The organism is Azospirillum brasilense (assembly GCF_008365405.1).
In the GTDB taxonomy this organism is placed as follows: domain Bacteria; phylum Pseudomonadota; class Alphaproteobacteria; order Azospirillales; family Azospirillaceae; genus Azospirillum; species Azospirillum brasilense_D.
In genome coordinates this window covers 108,067-123,968 of record NZ_QOKV01000015.1, presented here as the reverse complement: position 1 = coordinate 123,968, position 15,902 = coordinate 108,067, and the positions used below count along the sequence as shown (strand labels likewise).

The following is a 15,902-nucleotide window of genomic DNA, read 5'->3' as shown; positions in this document are numbered from 1 at the left end:
ACAGACGACCATGGCCCGCATGAAATTCCTGTGCGACGCGGAACGCTGCATCGAGTGCAACGCCTGCGTCACCGCCTGCAAGAACGAGCACGACATCCCCTGGGGCATCAACCGCCGCCGCGTCATCACACTGAAGGACGGCGTGCCGGGGGAACGCTCCATCTCCATGGCCTGTATGCACTGCAACGACCCGCCCTGTGCCGCGGTCTGCCCGGTGGACTGCTTCTACCAGACGGCGGACGGGGTGGTGCTGCACTCGAAGGACCTGTGCATCGGCTGCGGCTACTGCTTCTACGCCTGCCCCTTCGGCGCGCCGCAGTACCCGCAGGCGACCAACTTCGGCGGGCGCGGCAAGATGGACAAATGCACCTTCTGCACGGGCGGTCCGGAAGCGGACAACACGATGGAGGAGTACCAGAAATACGGCACCAACCGGCTGGCCGAGGGCAAGCTGCCGCTCTGCGCGGAGATGTGCTCCACCCGCGCGCTGATGGCCGGTGACGGCGACGTTCTGGCCGACATCTACAAGGAGCGGACGGTGCGCCGCGGCTATGGCTCCGGCGCCTGGGGCTGGTCCACCGCCTATGGCCGGAACGACCGCGGCGACGCCTTCGGCCCGGGCCGCGAGGGCACGGGCGGGAGCTGAGCGGGTGGGGTTTTGCCCCCTCCCTAACCCTCCCCCGCTGTTGCGGTGGAGGGGACTGCCGCCGCTTCGCGCAAAGCCCCCTCTCCCGCGAAAGCGGGGGAGGGTCGGGGAGGGGGCATGACCATTCCATCTCGAAGCTCCCTCCAAGGGCAAAGCGCACACTCTCTAGGGAAGGACGAGCCATGACGAAGCTCCTGCGCCCCCTGTTGGTCCTGTTCGTTCTGCTGCTCGCCGCCCCGGCGGTGCAGGCGCAGTTCTACCAGACGCCGGGGCCGACCTCGCCGACTTCGAAGGACGAGGTGCAGCTCTACCAGACGCCGGACGGCAAGCTGTCCGGGCGGGTCAGCATCCCCGACGAGAAGCTGGGCGTCCTGGTCCAGCCGGAAGGGCGGGAGTGGCGCGAGTTCCGCATGGTCTGGCTGAAGATCATCGCGGGGGCGCTGATCCTGGGGCCGATCGCGGTGCTGGCGATCTTCTACCTGATCCGCGGCACCATCCGCATCCAGGGCGGCCGGTCGGGGCGTCCGGTGCCGCGCTTCAGCGGCATGGACCGCTTCGCCCACTGGACGACGGCGGTCAGCTTCCTCCTCATGGCGCTGACCGGGCTGATTTTGACCTTCGGGCGCATGCTGCTGATCCCGTTGATCGGCCACCCGAACTTCACGATGCTCGCCGAGGCCAGCAAGTACATGCACAATTTCTTCAGCGTGCCCTTCGTCCTCGGGCTGCTGATGATCTTCGTGCTGTGGGTGCGCGACAACATCCCGGAGAAGGCCGATCTGGTCTGGCTGAAGACACTCGGCGGCGTGCTGAACAAGTCCGGCGAGCATCCGGAGGCCGGGCGCTTCAACGCCGGCCAGAAGGGCGTCTTCTGGGCGGTGGTGTTCGGCGGCTTCGCGCTGTCGCTGACCGGCTTCCTGCTGATGATGCCCTTCGCCGTCACCGGGATCGGCGGCATGCAGATCCTGCACGTCGCGCACGGGGTGGTGGCCGCGCTGATGATCGCGCTGATCATCGGGCACATCTACATCGGCACCATCGGCATGGAGGGCGCCTTCGACGCCATGGGCAGCGGCGTGGTGGACGAGAACTGGGCCAAGGACCATCACCGCCGCTGGTACGAGGAGCAGCTCCGCAACGGCCGGGCCAACGAGGATGGGCGGCTGCGGCATCATGCGGCGGAGTGAGGCGCGGAACCTCTCGACAGGCGGGCCGGCATGACCGATCCTTCCGCGCAACGAATTGTGCGTAGGGGGAGGCATGCCGCTCGATCACCGGGAGTCGCTGTTCCGCCGCATCGCGGAGCGGCGCGACGACCTCGTCGCGCTGACCCGCGACCTGATCCGCATCCCCACCGTGAACCCGCCCGGCGACGTCTACACCGACTGCGCGGAGTTCCTCGGGCGGCGGCTGGCCGCGCGCGGCTTCGCCGTGGAGTATGTGCGGGCGGAAGGCGCGCCGGGCGACAGCGACCGCTACCCGCGCACCAACGTGATCGCCCGGATCGAGGGTCGCGAGCCCGGCCCCTGCGTGCATTTCAACGGCCACATCGACGTGGTGCCCGCCGGCCAGGGCTGGACGGTCGATCCCTTCGAAGGGGTGGTGAAGGACGGGCGCGTCTACGGCCGCGGTGCCTGCGACATGAAGGGTGGGATCGCCGCCTCCATCATCGCCGTCGAAGCGATATTGGAGGAGGGCATCCCCTTCCCCGGCGCGCTGGAAATCTCCGGCACGGTGGACGAGGAGTCCGGCGGCTATGGTGGGGTCGGGCATCTCGCCAAGCTCGGCTACTTCTCCCGCCCGAGGGTCGACCACGTCATCATTCCGGAGCCGCTGAACGTGGACCGGGTGTGCATCGGCCACCGCGGCGTCTGGTGGGCGGAGATCGAGACGAAGGGCCGCGTCGCCCACGGGTCCATGCCCTTCCTGGGCAACTGCGCGGTGCGCCACATGGGGGCCGTGCTGCACCGGATCGAAACGGAGCTGATTCCCCGGCTGGCCGCCAAGCGCACCGCCATGCCGGTGGTGCCCGAGGGGGCGCGGCAGTCCACCCTGAACATCAACGCCATCCATGGCGGCCAGCCGGAGGACCATGGCGGACTGCCCAGCCCGATGGTGCCTGACCGCTGCCGCATGGTCATCGACCGCCGCTACCTGATCGAGGAGGACCCGGAGGAGGTAAAGGCGGAGGTCATCGGCATCCTGGAGGACCTGCGCCGCGAGCGCCCCGGCTTCGATTACGAACTGCGCGAGGTGCTGGCCTTCCTGCCCACCCTGACCGACACCGACGCGCCGGTGGTGCGGGCGGTGGGGGCGGCCATCGAGACGGTGCTGGGCCGCCCGGCGGCGCGGGTGGTGTCGCCCGGCACCTACGACCAGAAGCACATCGCGCGGGTCGGCCATCTGAAGGACTGCATCGCCTACGGCCCCGGCATCCTCGACCTCGCCCACCAGCCGGACGAGTATGTGGACATCGACGACATGGTCCATGCCGCGCAGGTCATGGCGATGGCCGCCCTGTCGCTGCTGCGGCGGGAGGTGTAAGGTCGCGTTCGTGGCAACAACAACGGCTGGCCGGAAACGCGCGCGATGTCGGACCTCAAGCTCAACCTCGGCTGCGGCGACACGCGGCTTGCCGGTTACGTGAACGTGGACAAGTACGGCACGTTCGGGCCGGACATCGTCGCCGACCTGGAGGTCGTGCCCTGGCCGTTCGAGGAGAGCAGCGTCGCCGATGTCCAGCTCATCCACGCGCTTGAGCATATGGGCCAGACGACCGAGAGCTTCCTGAACATCATGAGGGAGCTGTACCGCGTCTGCCGGCACGGCGCGCGGATCACCATCAAGGTGCCGCACCCGCGCAGCGACGGTTATCTCGGCGACCCGACCCACGTCCGCCCGATCACGCCCAACGTGCTGAGCCTGTTCTCGATGGAGGAGAACCGGACATTCATCGAGCGTGGCTGGCCCAACACCCGCTTGGCCATGCATCTGAACGTCGATTTCCGCATGCTGTCGATCGTCTACGCCCCGACCCCGCGCTGGCACCACAAGCTGGCCTCCGGGGAGGTGACGAACCAGCAGGTGATGGAGGCGATGGAAAGCCAGAACAACGTCATCGACGAGATCGCCATGGTCCTGGAGGTGGTGAAGGGCGCCGCCTGAGCCCGACCGGCTTGACGGGCGGGGGCCGGTCCCTTAGCTTGCGAATGTTCCCTGGGGGGCCTCGCTAGGAGGCTGAGACTCCGCCGGTCCGGCGCTTTCATCCGGACAACGCGGTGACCCATCGAACCTGATCCGGGTCATACCGGCGTAGGGACGGGACTGAAGGGCGGCACGGCGTACCCCCATTCCATCCAGACACCGCTTGCTCCGGCAACAGTTTGTTGGCGCTGCAAAAGGTGTGTGCGGACGTGACCGAAGCCCGACTTGTCGAAGAGCTGCTGGCCTTCATCGCCGCCGGGGAGGCGGACGAGGAGGCGTTCAACCGCATGGCGCTGGCCGTCTTCGCCCACCAGTTCGAGACCAACGCCCCCTACCGCCGCTTCGCCACCCAGCGGGCGCGCACCCTGCGCACGGTGAAGAGCTGGCGCGACGTGCCCGCCGTGCCGATCAGCGCCTTCAAGGACCTGACGCTGAGCGGACGCCCGCCGGAGGAATGCCCGCATGTCTTCATGACCAGCGGCACCACCAAGGGCGTGCGCGGCAAGAGCCATCATCCGACGCTGGCGGTCTACGACCGTTCGATGACCGTCAATTTCCGGCGCCGCTTCATGGCCAATTCTTATGGGGGAGACCATGACCGCCTGCGCATGGGCATCCTGTTCCCGACCGAGCAGGCGATGCCCAACTCCTCGCTCGCCCATTATCTGGCGCTGGCCAAGAACGAGTTCGGGACGGATGAGAGCCGCTACCTCATCACCGACGCCGGGCTGGACGTGGACGGGGCCATCGCCGAGTTGTCCCGCGCCGAGGAAACCGGCGAGCCCTACGCCCTGCTGGGGGCGAGCTTCAGCGTCGTGCATCTGATGGACGCGCTGGCCGAGCGGGGGCGGAGCTTCGCCCTGCCGGCGGGCAGCCGCATCCTCGACACCGGCGGCTTCAAGGGCCAGTCGCGCGAGATGGCGGCGGAGGAGTTCTACGGGCGCCTGTCCGCCACTTTCGGCGTGCCGCGCCGGCTGTGCATCAACATGTACGGCATGACGGAGCTGAGCACCCAGTTCTACGACGACGGCAACGAGACCTGCCCGTCGGTGAAGTCCGGCCCGCACTGGATCCGCAGCCGGGTCATCAACCCGCTGACCGGGCAGGAGGTGCCGCGCGGCAGCGTCGGCGTGCTCGTCCATCACGATCTGGCGCATTTCAACTGCGCGTCGGCCATCCTGACCGAGGATGCGGGGGTGGAGGTGGACGGCGGGTTTCAGCTTCTCGGCCGGGCCGACGGGGCGGACGCCAAGGGCTGCTCCATGGCGGTCGAAGACTTCCTCAAAGCGGCGCGGGCTCCATGACCGTTGGCTTGATGGAGCGCGCCGGGCATCTGCCGGGGCTGTCCGCCGACGCGGTGGACTGGCGGACGCTGACCTTCCGGCGCGGCGCCGAGACGCTCGACGTGGCGGTGCCGGTGCTGAGCGAGGCGCAGATCGCTGAATTGGCAACGCGGGTGCGGACCAACGCGCGGACTTACTTGAGAAGCCGCACCGTCGCGGAAATCGCCGCCACCATCGACCGCGCCGTCGCCCGGCTGCTCGACCGCGACGACCCGTGGCGGCGGAAGGCGGAGCGGCTGCTGCCGCTGGTCACCGGCTACGACGGGGAGATGGTCCGGCTGGGGCTGACCGGCTATCTGAAGACCTTCCGCGGGCCGGAGCTGCGGAAGTTCATCGCCGAGGATTTCGCCAACCCGGCGGTGCTCGACGATTTCCAGCCGATGCCCAAGGGCGGCTTCGCCCGCGCCTTCGGGCCGGAGCTGTTGCTGCATGTCTGGGCGGGCAACGTGCCGGGCCTGCCGCTGTGGAGCCTGATTTCCGGCCTGCTGGTCAAGGCCGGCACGGTCGGCAAGCTGCCGAGCGCCGAGCCGCTGTTCGCCGGCTGGTTCGCGCAAATCCTGGCGGAGATCGACCCGCAATTGGCTGGCTGCATCGCCATCGTCTGGTGGAAGGGCGGCGACGAAGCGGCGGAGCGGGCGTGGCTGGGCCGCGCCGACACGGTGGTCGCCTATGGCGGGAACGACGCGCTGGAGGCCATCCGGGCGCGGGTGCCAATCACCGCGCGCTTCCTGCCCTTCGGGCACAAGATCAGCTTCGGCATGGTCGCCCGCTCCGCGCTCGACGCCGGGAAGGCGGGGGCGGTGGCGCGGCTGGCGGCCTACGACGTGGCGCGCTACGACCAGCAGGGCTGCTACTCGCCCCAGACCTTTTTCGTGGAGCGCGGCGGGCGGGTGTCGCCGCGCGAATTCGCCGGCTATCTGGCGCACGAGCTGGACGCGCTGGGCAGCAAGTTCCCGCGCCGCGCCCTGTCGATGGGCGAGGCGGGCAGCGTCGCGTCCTGGCGCAACGCCGAGGAGACGAAGGGCTTTGCCGACCCCAGCCGCGCCCTGCTCGGCGATCCGGCGGGAAGCTGGGCGGTCGCCTACACCGACGCGGCGGACGGGTTGTCGCCTTGCGGGCTGAACCGCACGGTGACGGTGGTGGCGGTGGACCGGCTGGCCGAGGCGGTGCCGGGGCTGGCGCCCTACCGCGCCTTCCTCCAGACCGTGGGCATCGCCGCGTCGCCGGAGGAGCTGTTCGCGCTGGCCGGGGCGCTGGGGGCCGTGGGGGTGACGCGCCTCTGCGCGCTCGGCCGCATGACCGCGCCGGAGGCGGGCTGGCACCATGACGGGCGGTTCAACCTGCTGGACCTCGTCACCATGACCGAGATCGAAGGCTCGGCGGAACGGGCGGCGGAATCCTTCGCCCCCTACATGGATTGAGGCGCCCGGCCATGCCCTTCGTCAGCATCGAACAGGCCGGCTACGGCGTCCCGAGCGGCGGCACCATCCTGGACCGCATCGACTGGACCATCGGGGAGGGCGAGTTCCACGCGCTGGTCGGGCGCAGCGGCTGCGGCAAGACGACCCTGCTGAAGCTGGTCGCCGGGCTGCTCGCCCCCTCGACCGGAACCGTCCGCATCCAGGGGGAGCCGGTGCGCGGGCCGGGGGCCCAGGTCGGCTTCGTCTTCCAGGCGCCGACCCTGCTGGAATGGCGCACGGTGCTCGACAACCTGCTGCTGCCGGTCTCGCTGGAGCGCCGCCCGCAGCCGGCGGACCGCCGCAAGGCGGAGGAACTGCTGGACCTCGTCGGGCTGTCCGGACTCGAAGGGCGCTACCCCAGCCAACTGTCGGGCGGGCAGCAGAGCCGCGTCGCGCTGGCCCGCGCGCTGGTCACCGAGCCGCCGCTGCTCCTGCTCGACGAGCCCTTCGCCGCGCTCGACGCCATCACGCGGGAGGAGTTGCAGGACGACCTGCTGAAACTCTGTGCCCGCCACCGCACCACCGTGCTGTTCGTCACCCACGACATCGCCGAGGCGGTCTATCTGGCCGACCGGGTGGCGGTGATGGAGGGCGGGCATCTGCGCCACGCCCTGCCGGTGCCGCTGGCCCGCCCGCGCGGGCGCGACGTCCGCTACAGCCCGCGCTTCAACGCGCTGTGCCTGGAGCTTCGCCACGCCATGGATGGTTCAAAATCCGGCGTGGCGCTGGAGCGCGCGTCGTGATGGTCCGCCTTGCCTCCGCCCTGCTGCTCGTCCTGCTGCTGGCGGGGTGGGAGGTCTATTGCCGGGTGGCGGGGGTGTCGGCTCTGGTCGTGCCGCTGCCGTCGGCGGTGCTGCGCACGCTGTGGGACGGGCTGGCCGGCGGCTATCTGCTGCCGCATCTCTGGGTGACCACGGCGGAGATGGCGATGGGCCTCGCCGCCGGCTGCACCATCGGCTTCCTCGCCGGAGTGCTGCTGGCCGAGGTGCCGGTGCTGCGCCGCCTGTTCTACCCCTACATCCTCGCCAGCCAGGTGGTGCCGAAGCTGGCGCTGGGGCCGCTGTTCATCGTCTGGTTCGGCTTCGGCATGACTTCCACCGTCGTCATCACGGCGCTGATCTGCTTCTTCCCGCTGCTGGAAAACACCATGACCGGCCTCCAGCAGGTCGATCCCAACAAGCGGGAGCTGTTCCGGATGCTGCGGGCGACGCGCCTGCAGACCCTGCTGCGCCTGAAGATTCCCTCCGGTCTGCCGGTGATCCTGGCGGGCTTGCGCGTCGCCGTGGTGCTGGCGCTGGTCGGCGCCGTCGTCGGCGAGTTCATCGGGGGCCGGCAGGGGCTGGGCGCCTCGATCATCGCGGCGCAGGGGATGATGGATTCGACCATGATGTTCGCCCTGTTCATCGTCATCACGGTGCTGGGCATGATCGTTTATCAGGCCGCCGCCGGTCTCGAACGGTGGCTGCTGCGCCGTCCGTGGAAAGGATAATCACACGATGTTCGGGTTCCTGCGCACCCTGGGTGCCGTCGCCGTTTCCGCCCTGCTTCTGTCATCCCCCGCGCTGGCGCTCGACAAGGTGACCGTGGCGGGCTGGAGCCAGCCGATCAGCGAGATCACCAACCTGCTGGCCGAGCCGGACAAGGGCTTCTTCAAGGCCAAGGGCATCGATCTCGGCTATGTGCCGGGGACCGGCGGCGGCTCGGCTATCCAGAACATGCTGACCGGTCAGGCCGACGTGGCCTTCACCGACCCGGCCTCCTTCTACCTCGCGCTCGACAAGGGCGAGAAGCTGATCGCCATCTACAACATCTACCCGCAGAACGTCTTCAACGTGGTGTCGCCGAAGGAGCGCAACATCACCAAGCCCGAAGACCTGAAGGGCAAGCGCATCGGCGTCTACAGCCTGTCCAGCGGCACGCGCCAGAACCTCCAGGTGCTGCTGCATCAGGTGGGGCTGAGCGAGAAGGACGTGACCATCGAGGTGACCGGCCTCTTGAACTTCGCGCCCGTGATCCAGGGGCAGGTGGACGCCACCGCGGCGACCGACACCGGCCTTTATGTCGGGATGCAGAAGGGGCTGAAGGACATCAACGTCATCGAGGTCAAGGACACGCTGAACCTGCCCAGCGACATCTTCGTGGTGACGGAGGAGACCTACCGGACGAAGGCGGATGTGCTGAAGCGCTTCCTCGCCGCCTACCGCGACAGCGCCGCCTGGATGATCGCCGAGCCGGAGGAGGCCGCCCGCCTCGCCGTGACCCGCGCCATCAACGGCCGCGACGAGGCCACCAACCTCGCCATCATCAAGCTGCGCAACGCCTCCAGCGTGTCGGAGACGACCAAGGCCAAGGGCCTCGGCCACTTCGATCCGGCGCTGATGCAGAAGGGGGCGGACACCTTCAAGCAGCTGGGCCTGATCGGGAAGGACCTCGACATGGGCACGCTGGTCCGGTCCGACCTGATCCCCGAGTAAGGAAGGCTTGGCCCGCCATGGATTTCCGCGACAAGACCGTCCTCGTCACCGGCGCCAGCCGCGGCATCGGTGCCGCCATCGCCAAGGCCTTCGCGGCGGAGGGGGCGGCGGTCGCCGTCAACTATCTCCAGAATGCCGATGCGGCAGAGGCGGTGGCGGCAGCCTGCCGCGAGGCTGGCGGTGACGCCTGGGCGGTGCAGGCCGACGTCACCGACGCCGAGGCGGTGAACCGCATGGTGGAGCGCACGGCGGAGGAGTTCGGCAAGATCGACGTGGTGGTGAACAACGCCTTCCGCCCCTACGCCTTCGACCCGGAGAAGCGCAAGCTGTTCTGGGACACCGACTGGGCGGATTACCGGGATCAGGTGGATGGGGCGCTGCTCGGCACCTACAACGTCTGCCGGGCGGTGCTGCCGGTGCTGCGGCGGCGGCCCGGTGGCAGCATCGTGAACATGGCGACCGACCTCGTCGCCCGGCCCACCGTGCCCTATCACGACTACACCACGGCCAAGGCGGCGCTGGTCGGCTTCAGCCGCAATCTGGCGGCGGAGCTGGGGCCGCTGGGCATCCGCGTCAACTGCGTGGCGCCGGGGCTGGTCTACCCCACCGACGCCAGCCGGGTGACGAAGGAGGACGTGAAGGACGCCATCGTCGCCCAGACCCCGCTGCGCCGCATCGCCACGCCGGAGGACGTGACCGGCCCGGTGCTGTTCCTGGCGTCCGGCTGGAGCCGCTTCATGACGGGGCAGGTGCTGTACGTGGACGGAGGGCTGGTGATGGGGTGAGTGGTTGCGTTGGGTTGCCCCCACCCCGGCCCTCCCCCGCTGGGCGGGGGAGGGCCGGGGTGGGGGCAACCGGTGCCGACGCCTACTCCAACGCGATCTCCCCCTTGATCTCATGCTCCAGCCCGATGCCCTCGACGGTCAGCACGACGCGGGCCTGGAGCGTCTCGTTGCCCTTCAGCTTTCCGGCTTCCATCGCTTCGCTCACGGCGCGCTCGATCTCGCGCTGCGAGGTGACGCCGACGACCTTCAGGTACTTCCGGATGCCCATGTTGAAGGTGTCGTGGTCCATGATGCTCCTCCCTCTCTGATCGTTCTCGAGAACAACCGTCGCGGCAACGCTTTGTCCCGCCCGATCAGTCGTCGTCCCCGATCAGTCGTCGTCATAGAGTCCGCGGGCGGCGTCGCGGTGGCAGGCTTCGCAGTTGGCCTTGGACAGCACGTCCTTGCGCAGCCAGACCTCTGGGCGGAAGCGGTGCTCGCGCAGCCACCAGCGCTGTTCGGTGATGCGCAGGAGCGTGGGGTCGCCGCGTTCGGCGGCGTTGCCGGTCAGATAGGCGCGGACCTCCGCCGCCGGGCCGGGCGGCAGGCTGGCCTTCTCGCCGAAATGGTCGTCCAGCCCGTCCATGATGCGGGTCCAGCTTCCCGCCGGCAGCAGGCCGGGCTGGAAGGCCATGTGGCATTCCCCGCATTCCTTGCGGGTGGCGTCGTTGGTCACCGGCGGGACGCGCTCGAATTCATTCGCAGAAACGGCGGCGCCGGACAGCAGCAGAAGAACGGTCGCGGCGGCGAGGCGGCGGGGCATGGCGGGGCTCCTCATTGGCCGGCGAGATAGGTGATGAAGTCGCCCTTCTCCTGTGCCGTGCAGGCGCGGCCGAGGACGTTGGGGCAGTCGCGGTCGAAGCGCTTCTCCACCTCCACCGGGTCGGTGAAGCGCTTGGGGTTGGCGGAGACGGCCATCGGCTCGATCCCGCGCCCGGTCCGCTGGTGGCGGCCCTGGGCGGTCGGGTCGGCGGTGTGGCAGGCGGCGCAGGCGTTGGTCTCCGGCTTTCCGCCGCTGTGCGGGCCGAGATAGAGCGCGCGTCCGCGCTCGGCGGAGAAGCCGGCGAAGGCGGGCGATTGCGCTTTCGCCTGGGTGGCGTAGCCGTCGAGGAGGGCGGTGCGCGCCGGGTTCGCGGTGGCGGCGATGGCCCCGCCCACCGCGAAGACGGCCAGCGTCGGAAGAAGGAAGCGGATCATGGGGCGATGACCTCCTGGCGGGTGTTGGAACGGGCACGCCAGGCGGCGGCCTTCTTCAGGCCGAGCAGCGCGGCGACCAGGGCGACATGCCCCAGCACGACGGGCAGGGAAAACTCGCCCAGCGCCTCGTGCAGCTTCTCGAATGGGACGACGACGTCGGCGACCGCTCCGCTGAAGGCGGCGGCGCCCACCACGGCCAGCAACGCCAGCGCCATCCAGGCGAGCAGCGGGCTGCGCTGCCCCCAGGCCCGCGCGTCGCCCGAAGCCACCCGGCGCAGCCAGTGCAAAGTCGCGGTCAGGGAGGGGCGGGGCAGGCGCAGCGGCCCCACCGGCATCAGCACCCCGGCCAGAAGCCGCACCGCCAGCGCGGCCAGCGCCGTGTAGCCGGCGAACTGGTGCATGGCGTAGGTGTCCTCGTCCCCCGTCAGGTAGGCGACGATGAAGGCGCCCGACAGCGCGGCGTGAAAGGCGAACAGGAACAGCAGCCGACCCGGCGTGCGGCGCGGGTTCGCGGGGCGGGGTTCAGTCGATCCCATGATCGTTCCCCCCAATGGCGGCGGCCAGCGTCCAGGCGGTGCGGGTCATGCCGCCCCCGTCGGACAATGCCTGGAAGGCGAAGGCCGCCACGACGATGACGAGGGTCGCGGCGGCGGTGTGGGTCAGCATCCTGCGGATCATCGGTGGTCTCCAGGGCGGCGGGTTCGTTGCCACGGAGACTGCGCCGCCCACGCTGAACGGAGCCTGAGCGGTCCATTCATGTGCCGTTCAGCCGGCTTTGTGCTAACTGGACTCGTCCGCCCGCCTGCCGGTTCCGACCATGAACGCCGTCCGCACCGCCCTGCTGTCCCTGATCCTTTTCACCGTCGCCCTCCCTGGCGTCGCCCTGCCGGCGGCGGCCGATGACGATCGCGACCATGAGCGGGCGCGGGAGGCGTTCCGCTCGGGCCGGGCGCTGCCGCTGGAGGCCATCGTGGCCCGCGCGCAGGCCGATTTTCCCGGTGACATCCTGGACGTCGAGTTCGAGGATGAGGGCGGGCAGATCGTCTACGAGATCAAGACCATCACCGCCGAAGGCCGCGTCCTGAAGCTGAAATACGACGCCGCGACCGGCGACCTGCTGCGGGTGCGCGGGCGCAACGGGAAAGGCGAGGGCGGCCATCATGGGAAGAGGTGAGCGCCATGCGCCTGCTCGTCGTCGAGGATGATCCGGCGCTCGCCCGCCAGCTCGCCGAACGGCTGGAGGGCGAGGGCTACGCCGTGGACCGCGCCGCCGACGGGGAGGAGGGGCAGTTCCTCGGCGAGACCGAGCCCTACGACGCCATCGTGCTCGACCTCGGCCTGCCGCGGGTGGACGGGCTGACGGTGCTGCGGTCGTGGCGCGCGCTGGGGATCGCAACTCCGGTCATCATCCTGACCGCCCGCGGCGCCTGGACGGAGAAGGTCCAGGGCATCGACGCCGGGGCCGACGACTACTTGGCGAAGCCCTTCAGCATGGAGGAGCTTCTCGCCCGCATCCGCGCGCTGATCCGCCGTTCCAAGGGCCACGCCTCGGCGGAGATCGCCTGCGGCGGGGTGGTGCTGGACACCCGCTCGGGCCGGGTCACGCTGGACGGGCGGCCGGTCGACCTGACCGGGCACGAGTTCCGTGTGCTCGATTACCTGATGCACCGCAAGGGCCAGATCGTCTCGCGCACGGAGCTGACCGAGCACATCTACGCCCAGGATTTCGACCGCGATTCCAACACCATCGAGGTCTTCGTCGGCCGCCTGCGCCGCAAGCTGGGCGCCGACCTGATCAAGACCGTGCGCGGGCTCGGCTACAAGCTGGAGGCGCCGTGAGCGGGGCCGTCCGGGGCAGGGGAGGGCTGACCGGATCGCTGCGCTTCCGCCTGCTGGCCGGGGCGGCGGTGTGGATCGCGCTGGCCCTGGCGCTGGCCGGGCTGGTGCTGTCCGGCCTGTTCCGCGACCATGTGGCCCGCCGCTTCGAGGCGGAGCTGACCAACCATCTGGACCAGCTCGCCGCGTTGACCGAGCTGGGGGCGGACGGCGCGCCGGTGCTGCGCCAGCCGCTCAGCGACCCGCGTTTCCGCCGGCCCCTGTCGGGGCTGTACTGGCAGGTCGGGCCGGGGGAGGCGCCGGTCCTGCGCTCCCGCTCCCTGTGGGACGAGGCGCTGGCCCTGCCGCCGGACGAGGTCGCCGACGGCGAGATTCACCGCCACAGCGTCGTCGGCCCCGCCGGACGCCAATTGCAGGTTCTGGAGCGCGCGGTGACCCTCCCCAACGGGACGGCACCCCTGCGCATGGCGGTGGCCCAGGACGAGTCGGAGCTGCGGGCGGTGGTGGCCGACTTCAACCGGGTGCTCTGGCTGTCGCTGGGGGCGCTGGCGCTGGCGCTGATCGGTGCGGCGGTGGTCCAGGTGTCGGTGGGGTTGCGCCCGCTGGTGCGGTTGCGCGCCGAATTGGCCGCGGTGCGGGCTGGGCGCAGGAAGCGCTTCGGCGGCGATTCCCCGCGCGAGGTGCAGCCGCTGCTCGACGACCTGAACGCCCTGCTCGACCATTCGGAGGAGGTGGTGGTGCGGGCGCGGCTCCAGGCCGGGAACCTCGCCCACGCGCTGAAGACGAACCTCGCCGTGCTGGCGAACGAGGCGGAGGGGGAGGCGGCCGCCCGGCGGGTGGCGGAGATGCGCCGCCACATCGACCACCACATGGCCCGCGCCCGCGCCGCCGCCGCCCGCGGCCTGCCCGGCGTCGCCACCCCGGTGGCCGACAGCGCCGGGGCGCTGGCGCGGGTGATGGAAAAGCTCCAGGGTGGGGGCCGGGGCGGAGGACGGGTGACGGTCACCGTCCGCGTCCCGCGCGAGCATGTCTTCGCCGGGGAGCGCGAGGACCTCGACGAGATGCTGGGCAACCTGCTGGACAACGCGTTCAAGTGGGCGGCTGCGCGGGTGGAGGTCTCGTCGCGGCTGGAGGCGGGCGGGATGCTGGCGGTGGTGGTCGAGGACGACGGCCCGGGCCTGCCCGCCGACCGGCGGGACGCCGTGCTGGCCCCCGGCGTGCGGCTGGACGAAAGCACGCCGGGCAGCGGCCTCGGCCTCGCCGTCGTGCGCGACGTGGCGCGGCTCTACGGCGGCGACCTGCGGCTGGGCGATTCGCCGCTCGGCGGGTTGCGGGTGGAGCTGGTGCTGCCGGCGGCGGCGACCTCCTGACCGGCGCAACATCACCGTCACATCTCCGCGCTGGCGGCGGACCGTCCGTTATGGTCTGAATGGCGCCCCTTCGCGTGCTCCGGAGACGACGCATGACCCAGGCGGACAGCGCCAACGCACCCGGTGTGGACACCGCCGGCCACGGGGTGGGCCTGTGGGAGGCGGTGCGCGTCTGGGCGCGGATCGCGGCACTGAGCTTCGGCGGGCCGGCCGGCCAGATCGCCATGATGCACCGCGTCGTGGTGGACGAGAAGAAGTGGATCGGGGAGGAGCGGTTCCTCCACGCCCTGAACTACTGCATGCTGCTGCCGGGACCGGAGGCGCAGCAGCTGGCCGTCTACATCGGCTGGCTGATGCACCGGACGGTGGGCGGGTTGATCGCCGGAATCCTGTTCATCCTGCCCGGCGTGCTCGCCATCATGGCGCTCAGCCTGCTCTACGCGACGCTGGGGCACACCGGGGCGGTGCAGGGGCTGTTCTTCGGGCTGAAGGCGGCGGTGCTGGCCGTCGTGCTGGAGGCGGTGGTCCGCGTCGGGCGGCGCACGCTGAAGAACGGGGCGATGGTCGCCCTGTCGGCGGCGGCCTTCCTGGCGATCTTCGCCTTCGACGTCCCGTTCCCCCTGATCATCCTGACCGCCGCCCTGATCGGGCTGGGTGGGGCGCGGCTGGGCGTCTCCGCCTTCCGGCCGGTGCGGCACGGGCCGGACCCGTCCACGCACGGGAGCAGCCTGCTGGGCGAGGGGACGCCGGACCATGCCCGCCCCTCCACCGCCTGGTCGCTGCGGGTCGGGGCGGTGTGCCTCGCTTTGTGGCTGGGGCCGGTGCTGGCGCTGCTGGTGACACTGGGGCCGGACAACACGTTCACGGGCATCGCCGTCTTCTTCTCCAAGATGGCGGTGGTGACCTTCGGCGGCGCCTACGCCGTGCTGGCCTATGTGGCGCAGCAGGCGGTGGAGACCTACGGCTGGCTCCATCCCGGCGAGATGCTGGACGGGCTGGGTATGGCGGAGACGACGCCGGGGCCGCTGATCATGGTGGTGCAGTTCGTCGGCTTCCTCGGCGCGCTGCGCGATCCGGGGGCGCTGCCGCCGCTGCTGGCCGGGGTGCTGGGCGGGCTGCTGACCACCTGGGTGACCTTCGTGCCCTGCTTCCTGTGGATCTTCCTCGGCGCGCCCTATGTCGAGGCGCTGCGCGGCAACCGGATGCTCGGCGCCGCCCTGTCGGCGATCACCGCGGCGGTGGTCGGGGTGATCCTGAACCTGGCGCTGTGGTTCGCCCTGCACACGCTGTTCGCCCGGCTGGAGCCGGTGTCGGTCGCCGGGATGAGGCTGGACCTGCCCGTCCTCGCCAGCGTCAACCTGCCGGCGCTGGCGCTGACCGTGGCGGCGGTGCTGGCGGTGTTCCGTTTCAGGGCAGGGATGCTGCCCACCCTGGGCGCCTGCGCGCTGGCCGGGGTGGCGCTGCGCATGGCGGGGCTGGCGTAGCGGGACGGAACTCGTGCTTGGGCACATTCGGACGGTGCGGCACAGGCTTGGCGTTGCCGCCGAC

19 protein-coding genes and 1 riboswitch are annotated in these 15,902 nt (G+C 70.3%); of the genes, 14 read left to right on the top strand and 5 right to left on the bottom strand.

Annotated elements, in window-relative coordinates; all coding sequences use genetic code 11:
• Window positions 1-10: 10 nt before the first annotated feature.
• The 10 genes from fdh3B to DS837_RS21325 all read left to right on the top strand — a co-directional run bounded on the left by fdh3B (window position 11) and on the right by DS837_RS21325 (window position 9,912).
• Window positions 11-646 carry a formate dehydrogenase FDH3 subunit beta gene (gene fdh3B / locus DS837_RS21370; protein WP_149166593.1) on the top strand — a complete coding sequence of 212 codons (636 nt, stop codon included), beginning with the start codon at window positions 11-13 and terminating at the stop codon, window positions 644-646.
• 182 nt (window positions 647-828) lie between these two features.
• Window positions 829-1,833 (top strand): formate dehydrogenase subunit gamma, encoded by a 1,005-nt coding sequence (locus DS837_RS21365; protein ID WP_149166592.1) that lies wholly within the window; start codon window positions 829-831, stop codon window positions 1,831-1,833.
• Window positions 1,834-1,906: 73 nt separating this feature from the next.
• Window positions 1,907-3,190 carry an acetylornithine deacetylase/succinyl-diaminopimelate desuccinylase family protein gene (locus DS837_RS21360; protein WP_149166591.1) on the top strand — a complete coding sequence of 428 codons (1,284 nt, stop codon included), beginning with the start codon at window positions 1,907-1,909 and terminating at the stop codon, window positions 3,188-3,190.
• Between the two features lie 45 nt (window positions 3,191-3,235).
• Complete coding sequence (locus tag DS837_RS21355; protein ID WP_149166590.1) at window positions 3,236-3,811, top strand: class I SAM-dependent methyltransferase; 576 nt, start codon at window positions 3,236-3,238, stop codon at window positions 3,809-3,811.
• Window positions 3,812-3,853: 42 nt separating this feature from the next.
• Window positions 3,854-3,983, top strand: a riboswitch (TPP riboswitch).
• Between the two features lie 76 nt (window positions 3,984-4,059).
• The gene (locus DS837_RS21350) at window positions 4,060-5,154 is read left to right on the top strand and encodes a LuxE/PaaK family acyltransferase (protein ID WP_149166589.1); all 1,095 of its coding nucleotides are present in this window, start codon (window positions 4,060-4,062) and stop codon (window positions 5,152-5,154) included.
• Window positions 5,151-6,614, top strand: coding sequence for an acyl-CoA reductase (locus DS837_RS21345; RefSeq protein ID WP_247890060.1), 1,464 nt, complete (start codon window positions 5,151-5,153; stop codon window positions 6,612-6,614). The genes DS837_RS21350 and DS837_RS21345 overlap by 4 nt, the downstream gene beginning before the upstream one ends.
• 11 nt (window positions 6,615-6,625) lie before the next feature.
• Complete coding sequence (locus DS837_RS21340) at window positions 6,626-7,396, top strand: ABC transporter ATP-binding protein (RefSeq protein WP_170295938.1); 771 nt, start codon at window positions 6,626-6,628, stop codon at window positions 7,394-7,396.
• Window positions 7,396-8,142, top strand: coding sequence for an ABC transporter permease (locus DS837_RS21335; protein ID WP_145678807.1), 747 nt, complete (start codon window positions 7,396-7,398; stop codon window positions 8,140-8,142). Before DS837_RS21340 ends, DS837_RS21335 begins: the two co-directional genes overlap by 1 nt.
• 7 nt (window positions 8,143-8,149) lie before the next feature.
• A complete protein-coding gene (locus tag DS837_RS21330; RefSeq protein ID WP_149166587.1) occupies window positions 8,150-9,127 on the top strand; it encodes an ABC transporter substrate-binding protein in 978 nt (325 codons plus the stop codon).
• A gap of 17 nt (window positions 9,128-9,144) precedes the next feature.
• Complete coding sequence (locus DS837_RS21325) at window positions 9,145-9,912, top strand: 3-oxoacyl-ACP reductase (protein ID WP_149166586.1); 768 nt, start codon at window positions 9,145-9,147, stop codon at window positions 9,910-9,912.
• Window positions 9,913-9,994: 82 nt separating this feature from the next.
• Here DS837_RS21325 and DS837_RS21320 read toward each other — a convergent pair whose 3' ends face one another.
• The 5 genes from DS837_RS21320 to DS837_RS32150 form a co-directional block, all read right to left on the bottom strand.
• Entirely contained in the window at window positions 9,995-10,201 is a 207-nt protein-coding gene (locus DS837_RS21320) for a DUF6494 family protein (RefSeq protein ID WP_149166585.1), read from the bottom strand.
• Between the two features lie 81 nt (window positions 10,202-10,282).
• Window positions 10,283-10,714 (bottom strand): diheme cytochrome c, encoded by a 432-nt coding sequence (locus DS837_RS21315; RefSeq protein ID WP_247890059.1) that lies wholly within the window; start codon window positions 10,712-10,714, stop codon window positions 10,283-10,285.
• 11 nt (window positions 10,715-10,725) lie between these two features.
• Window positions 10,726-11,148 carry a DUF1924 domain-containing protein gene (locus DS837_RS21310; RefSeq protein WP_149166583.1) on the bottom strand — a complete coding sequence of 141 codons (423 nt, stop codon included), beginning with the start codon at window positions 11,146-11,148 and terminating at the stop codon, window positions 10,726-10,728.
• Complete coding sequence (locus tag DS837_RS21305; RefSeq protein WP_149166582.1) at window positions 11,145-11,684, bottom strand: hypothetical protein; 540 nt, start codon at window positions 11,682-11,684, stop codon at window positions 11,145-11,147. The genes DS837_RS21310 and DS837_RS21305 overlap by 4 nt, the downstream gene beginning before the upstream one ends.
• Complete coding sequence (locus tag DS837_RS32150) at window positions 11,671-11,826, bottom strand: hypothetical protein (RefSeq protein ID WP_170295937.1); 156 nt, start codon at window positions 11,824-11,826, stop codon at window positions 11,671-11,673. Before DS837_RS32150 ends, DS837_RS21305 begins: the two co-directional genes overlap by 14 nt.
• 139 nt (window positions 11,827-11,965) lie before the next feature.
• Between DS837_RS32150 and DS837_RS21300 the strand changes: the two genes are divergently transcribed.
• The 4 genes from DS837_RS21300 (at window position 11,966) to chrA (ending at window position 15,838) form a co-directional block, all read left to right on the top strand.
• The gene (locus DS837_RS21300; RefSeq protein ID WP_149166581.1) at window positions 11,966-12,322 is read left to right on the top strand and encodes a PepSY domain-containing protein; all 357 of its coding nucleotides are present in this window, start codon (window positions 11,966-11,968) and stop codon (window positions 12,320-12,322) included.
• A 5-nt stretch (window positions 12,323-12,327) separates the two neighbouring features.
• Window positions 12,328-12,987, top strand: a complete 660-nt coding sequence (locus DS837_RS21295) for a response regulator (RefSeq protein ID WP_149166580.1) — start codon at window positions 12,328-12,330, stop codon at window positions 12,985-12,987.
• A complete protein-coding gene (locus DS837_RS21290; protein ID WP_211102376.1) occupies window positions 12,984-14,354 on the top strand; it encodes a sensor histidine kinase in 1,371 nt (456 codons plus the stop codon). The genes DS837_RS21295 and DS837_RS21290 overlap by 4 nt, the downstream gene beginning before the upstream one ends.
• 92 nt (window positions 14,355-14,446) lie before the next feature.
• Window positions 14,447-15,838: a chromate efflux transporter gene (gene chrA, locus DS837_RS21285; RefSeq protein WP_149166579.1), complete on the top strand. Its 1,392-nt coding sequence runs from the start codon at window positions 14,447-14,449 to the stop codon at window positions 15,836-15,838.
• Window positions 15,839-15,902 lie beyond the last annotated feature (64 nt).

What these genes read in the sequence shown, in the direction of transcription:
- fdh3B (WP_149166593.1), top strand. Translation starts at nt 11, where the DNA reads ATGGCCCGCATGAAATTCCTGTGCGACGCGGAACGCTGCATCGAGTGC.
- DS837_RS21365 (WP_149166592.1), top strand. Translation starts at nt 829, where the DNA reads ATGACGAAGCTCCTGCGCCCCCTGTTGGTCCTGTTCGTTCTGCTGCTC.
- DS837_RS21360 (WP_149166591.1), top strand. Translation starts at nt 1,907, where the DNA reads ATGCCGCTCGATCACCGGGAGTCGCTGTTCCGCCGCATCGCGGAGCGG.
- DS837_RS21355 (WP_149166590.1), top strand. Translation starts at nt 3,236, where the DNA reads ATGTCGGACCTCAAGCTCAACCTCGGCTGCGGCGACACGCGGCTTGCC.
- DS837_RS21345 (WP_247890060.1), top strand. Translation starts at nt 5,151, where the DNA reads ATGACCGTTGGCTTGATGGAGCGCGCCGGGCATCTGCCGGGGCTGTCC.
- DS837_RS21340 (WP_170295938.1), top strand. Translation starts at nt 6,626, where the DNA reads ATGCCCTTCGTCAGCATCGAACAGGCCGGCTACGGCGTCCCGAGCGGC.
- DS837_RS21335 (WP_145678807.1), top strand. Translation starts at nt 7,396, where the DNA reads ATGGTCCGCCTTGCCTCCGCCCTGCTGCTCGTCCTGCTGCTGGCGGGG.
- DS837_RS21330 (WP_149166587.1), top strand. Translation starts at nt 8,150, where the DNA reads ATGTTCGGGTTCCTGCGCACCCTGGGTGCCGTCGCCGTTTCCGCCCTG.
- DS837_RS21325 (WP_149166586.1), top strand. Translation starts at nt 9,145, where the DNA reads ATGGATTTCCGCGACAAGACCGTCCTCGTCACCGGCGCCAGCCGCGGC.
- DS837_RS21320 (WP_149166585.1), bottom strand. Translation starts at nt 10,201, where the DNA reads ATGGACCACGACACCTTCAACATGGGCATCCGGAAGTACCTGAAGGTC.
- DS837_RS21315 (WP_247890059.1), bottom strand. Translation starts at nt 10,714, where the DNA reads ATGCCCCGCCGCCTCGCCGCCGCGACCGTTCTTCTGCTGCTGTCCGGC.
- DS837_RS21310 (WP_149166583.1), bottom strand. Translation starts at nt 11,148, where the DNA reads ATGATCCGCTTCCTTCTTCCGACGCTGGCCGTCTTCGCGGTGGGCGGG.
- DS837_RS21305 (WP_149166582.1), bottom strand. Translation starts at nt 11,684, where the DNA reads ATGGGATCGACTGAACCCCGCCCCGCGAACCCGCGCCGCACGCCGGGT.
- DS837_RS32150 (WP_170295937.1), bottom strand. Translation starts at nt 11,826, where the DNA reads ATGATCCGCAGGATGCTGACCCACACCGCCGCCGCGACCCTCGTCATC.
- DS837_RS21300 (WP_149166581.1), top strand. Translation starts at nt 11,966, where the DNA reads ATGAACGCCGTCCGCACCGCCCTGCTGTCCCTGATCCTTTTCACCGTC.
- DS837_RS21295 (WP_149166580.1), top strand. Translation starts at nt 12,328, where the DNA reads ATGCGCCTGCTCGTCGTCGAGGATGATCCGGCGCTCGCCCGCCAGCTC.
- chrA (WP_149166579.1), top strand. Translation starts at nt 14,447, where the DNA reads ATGACCCAGGCGGACAGCGCCAACGCACCCGGTGTGGACACCGCCGGC.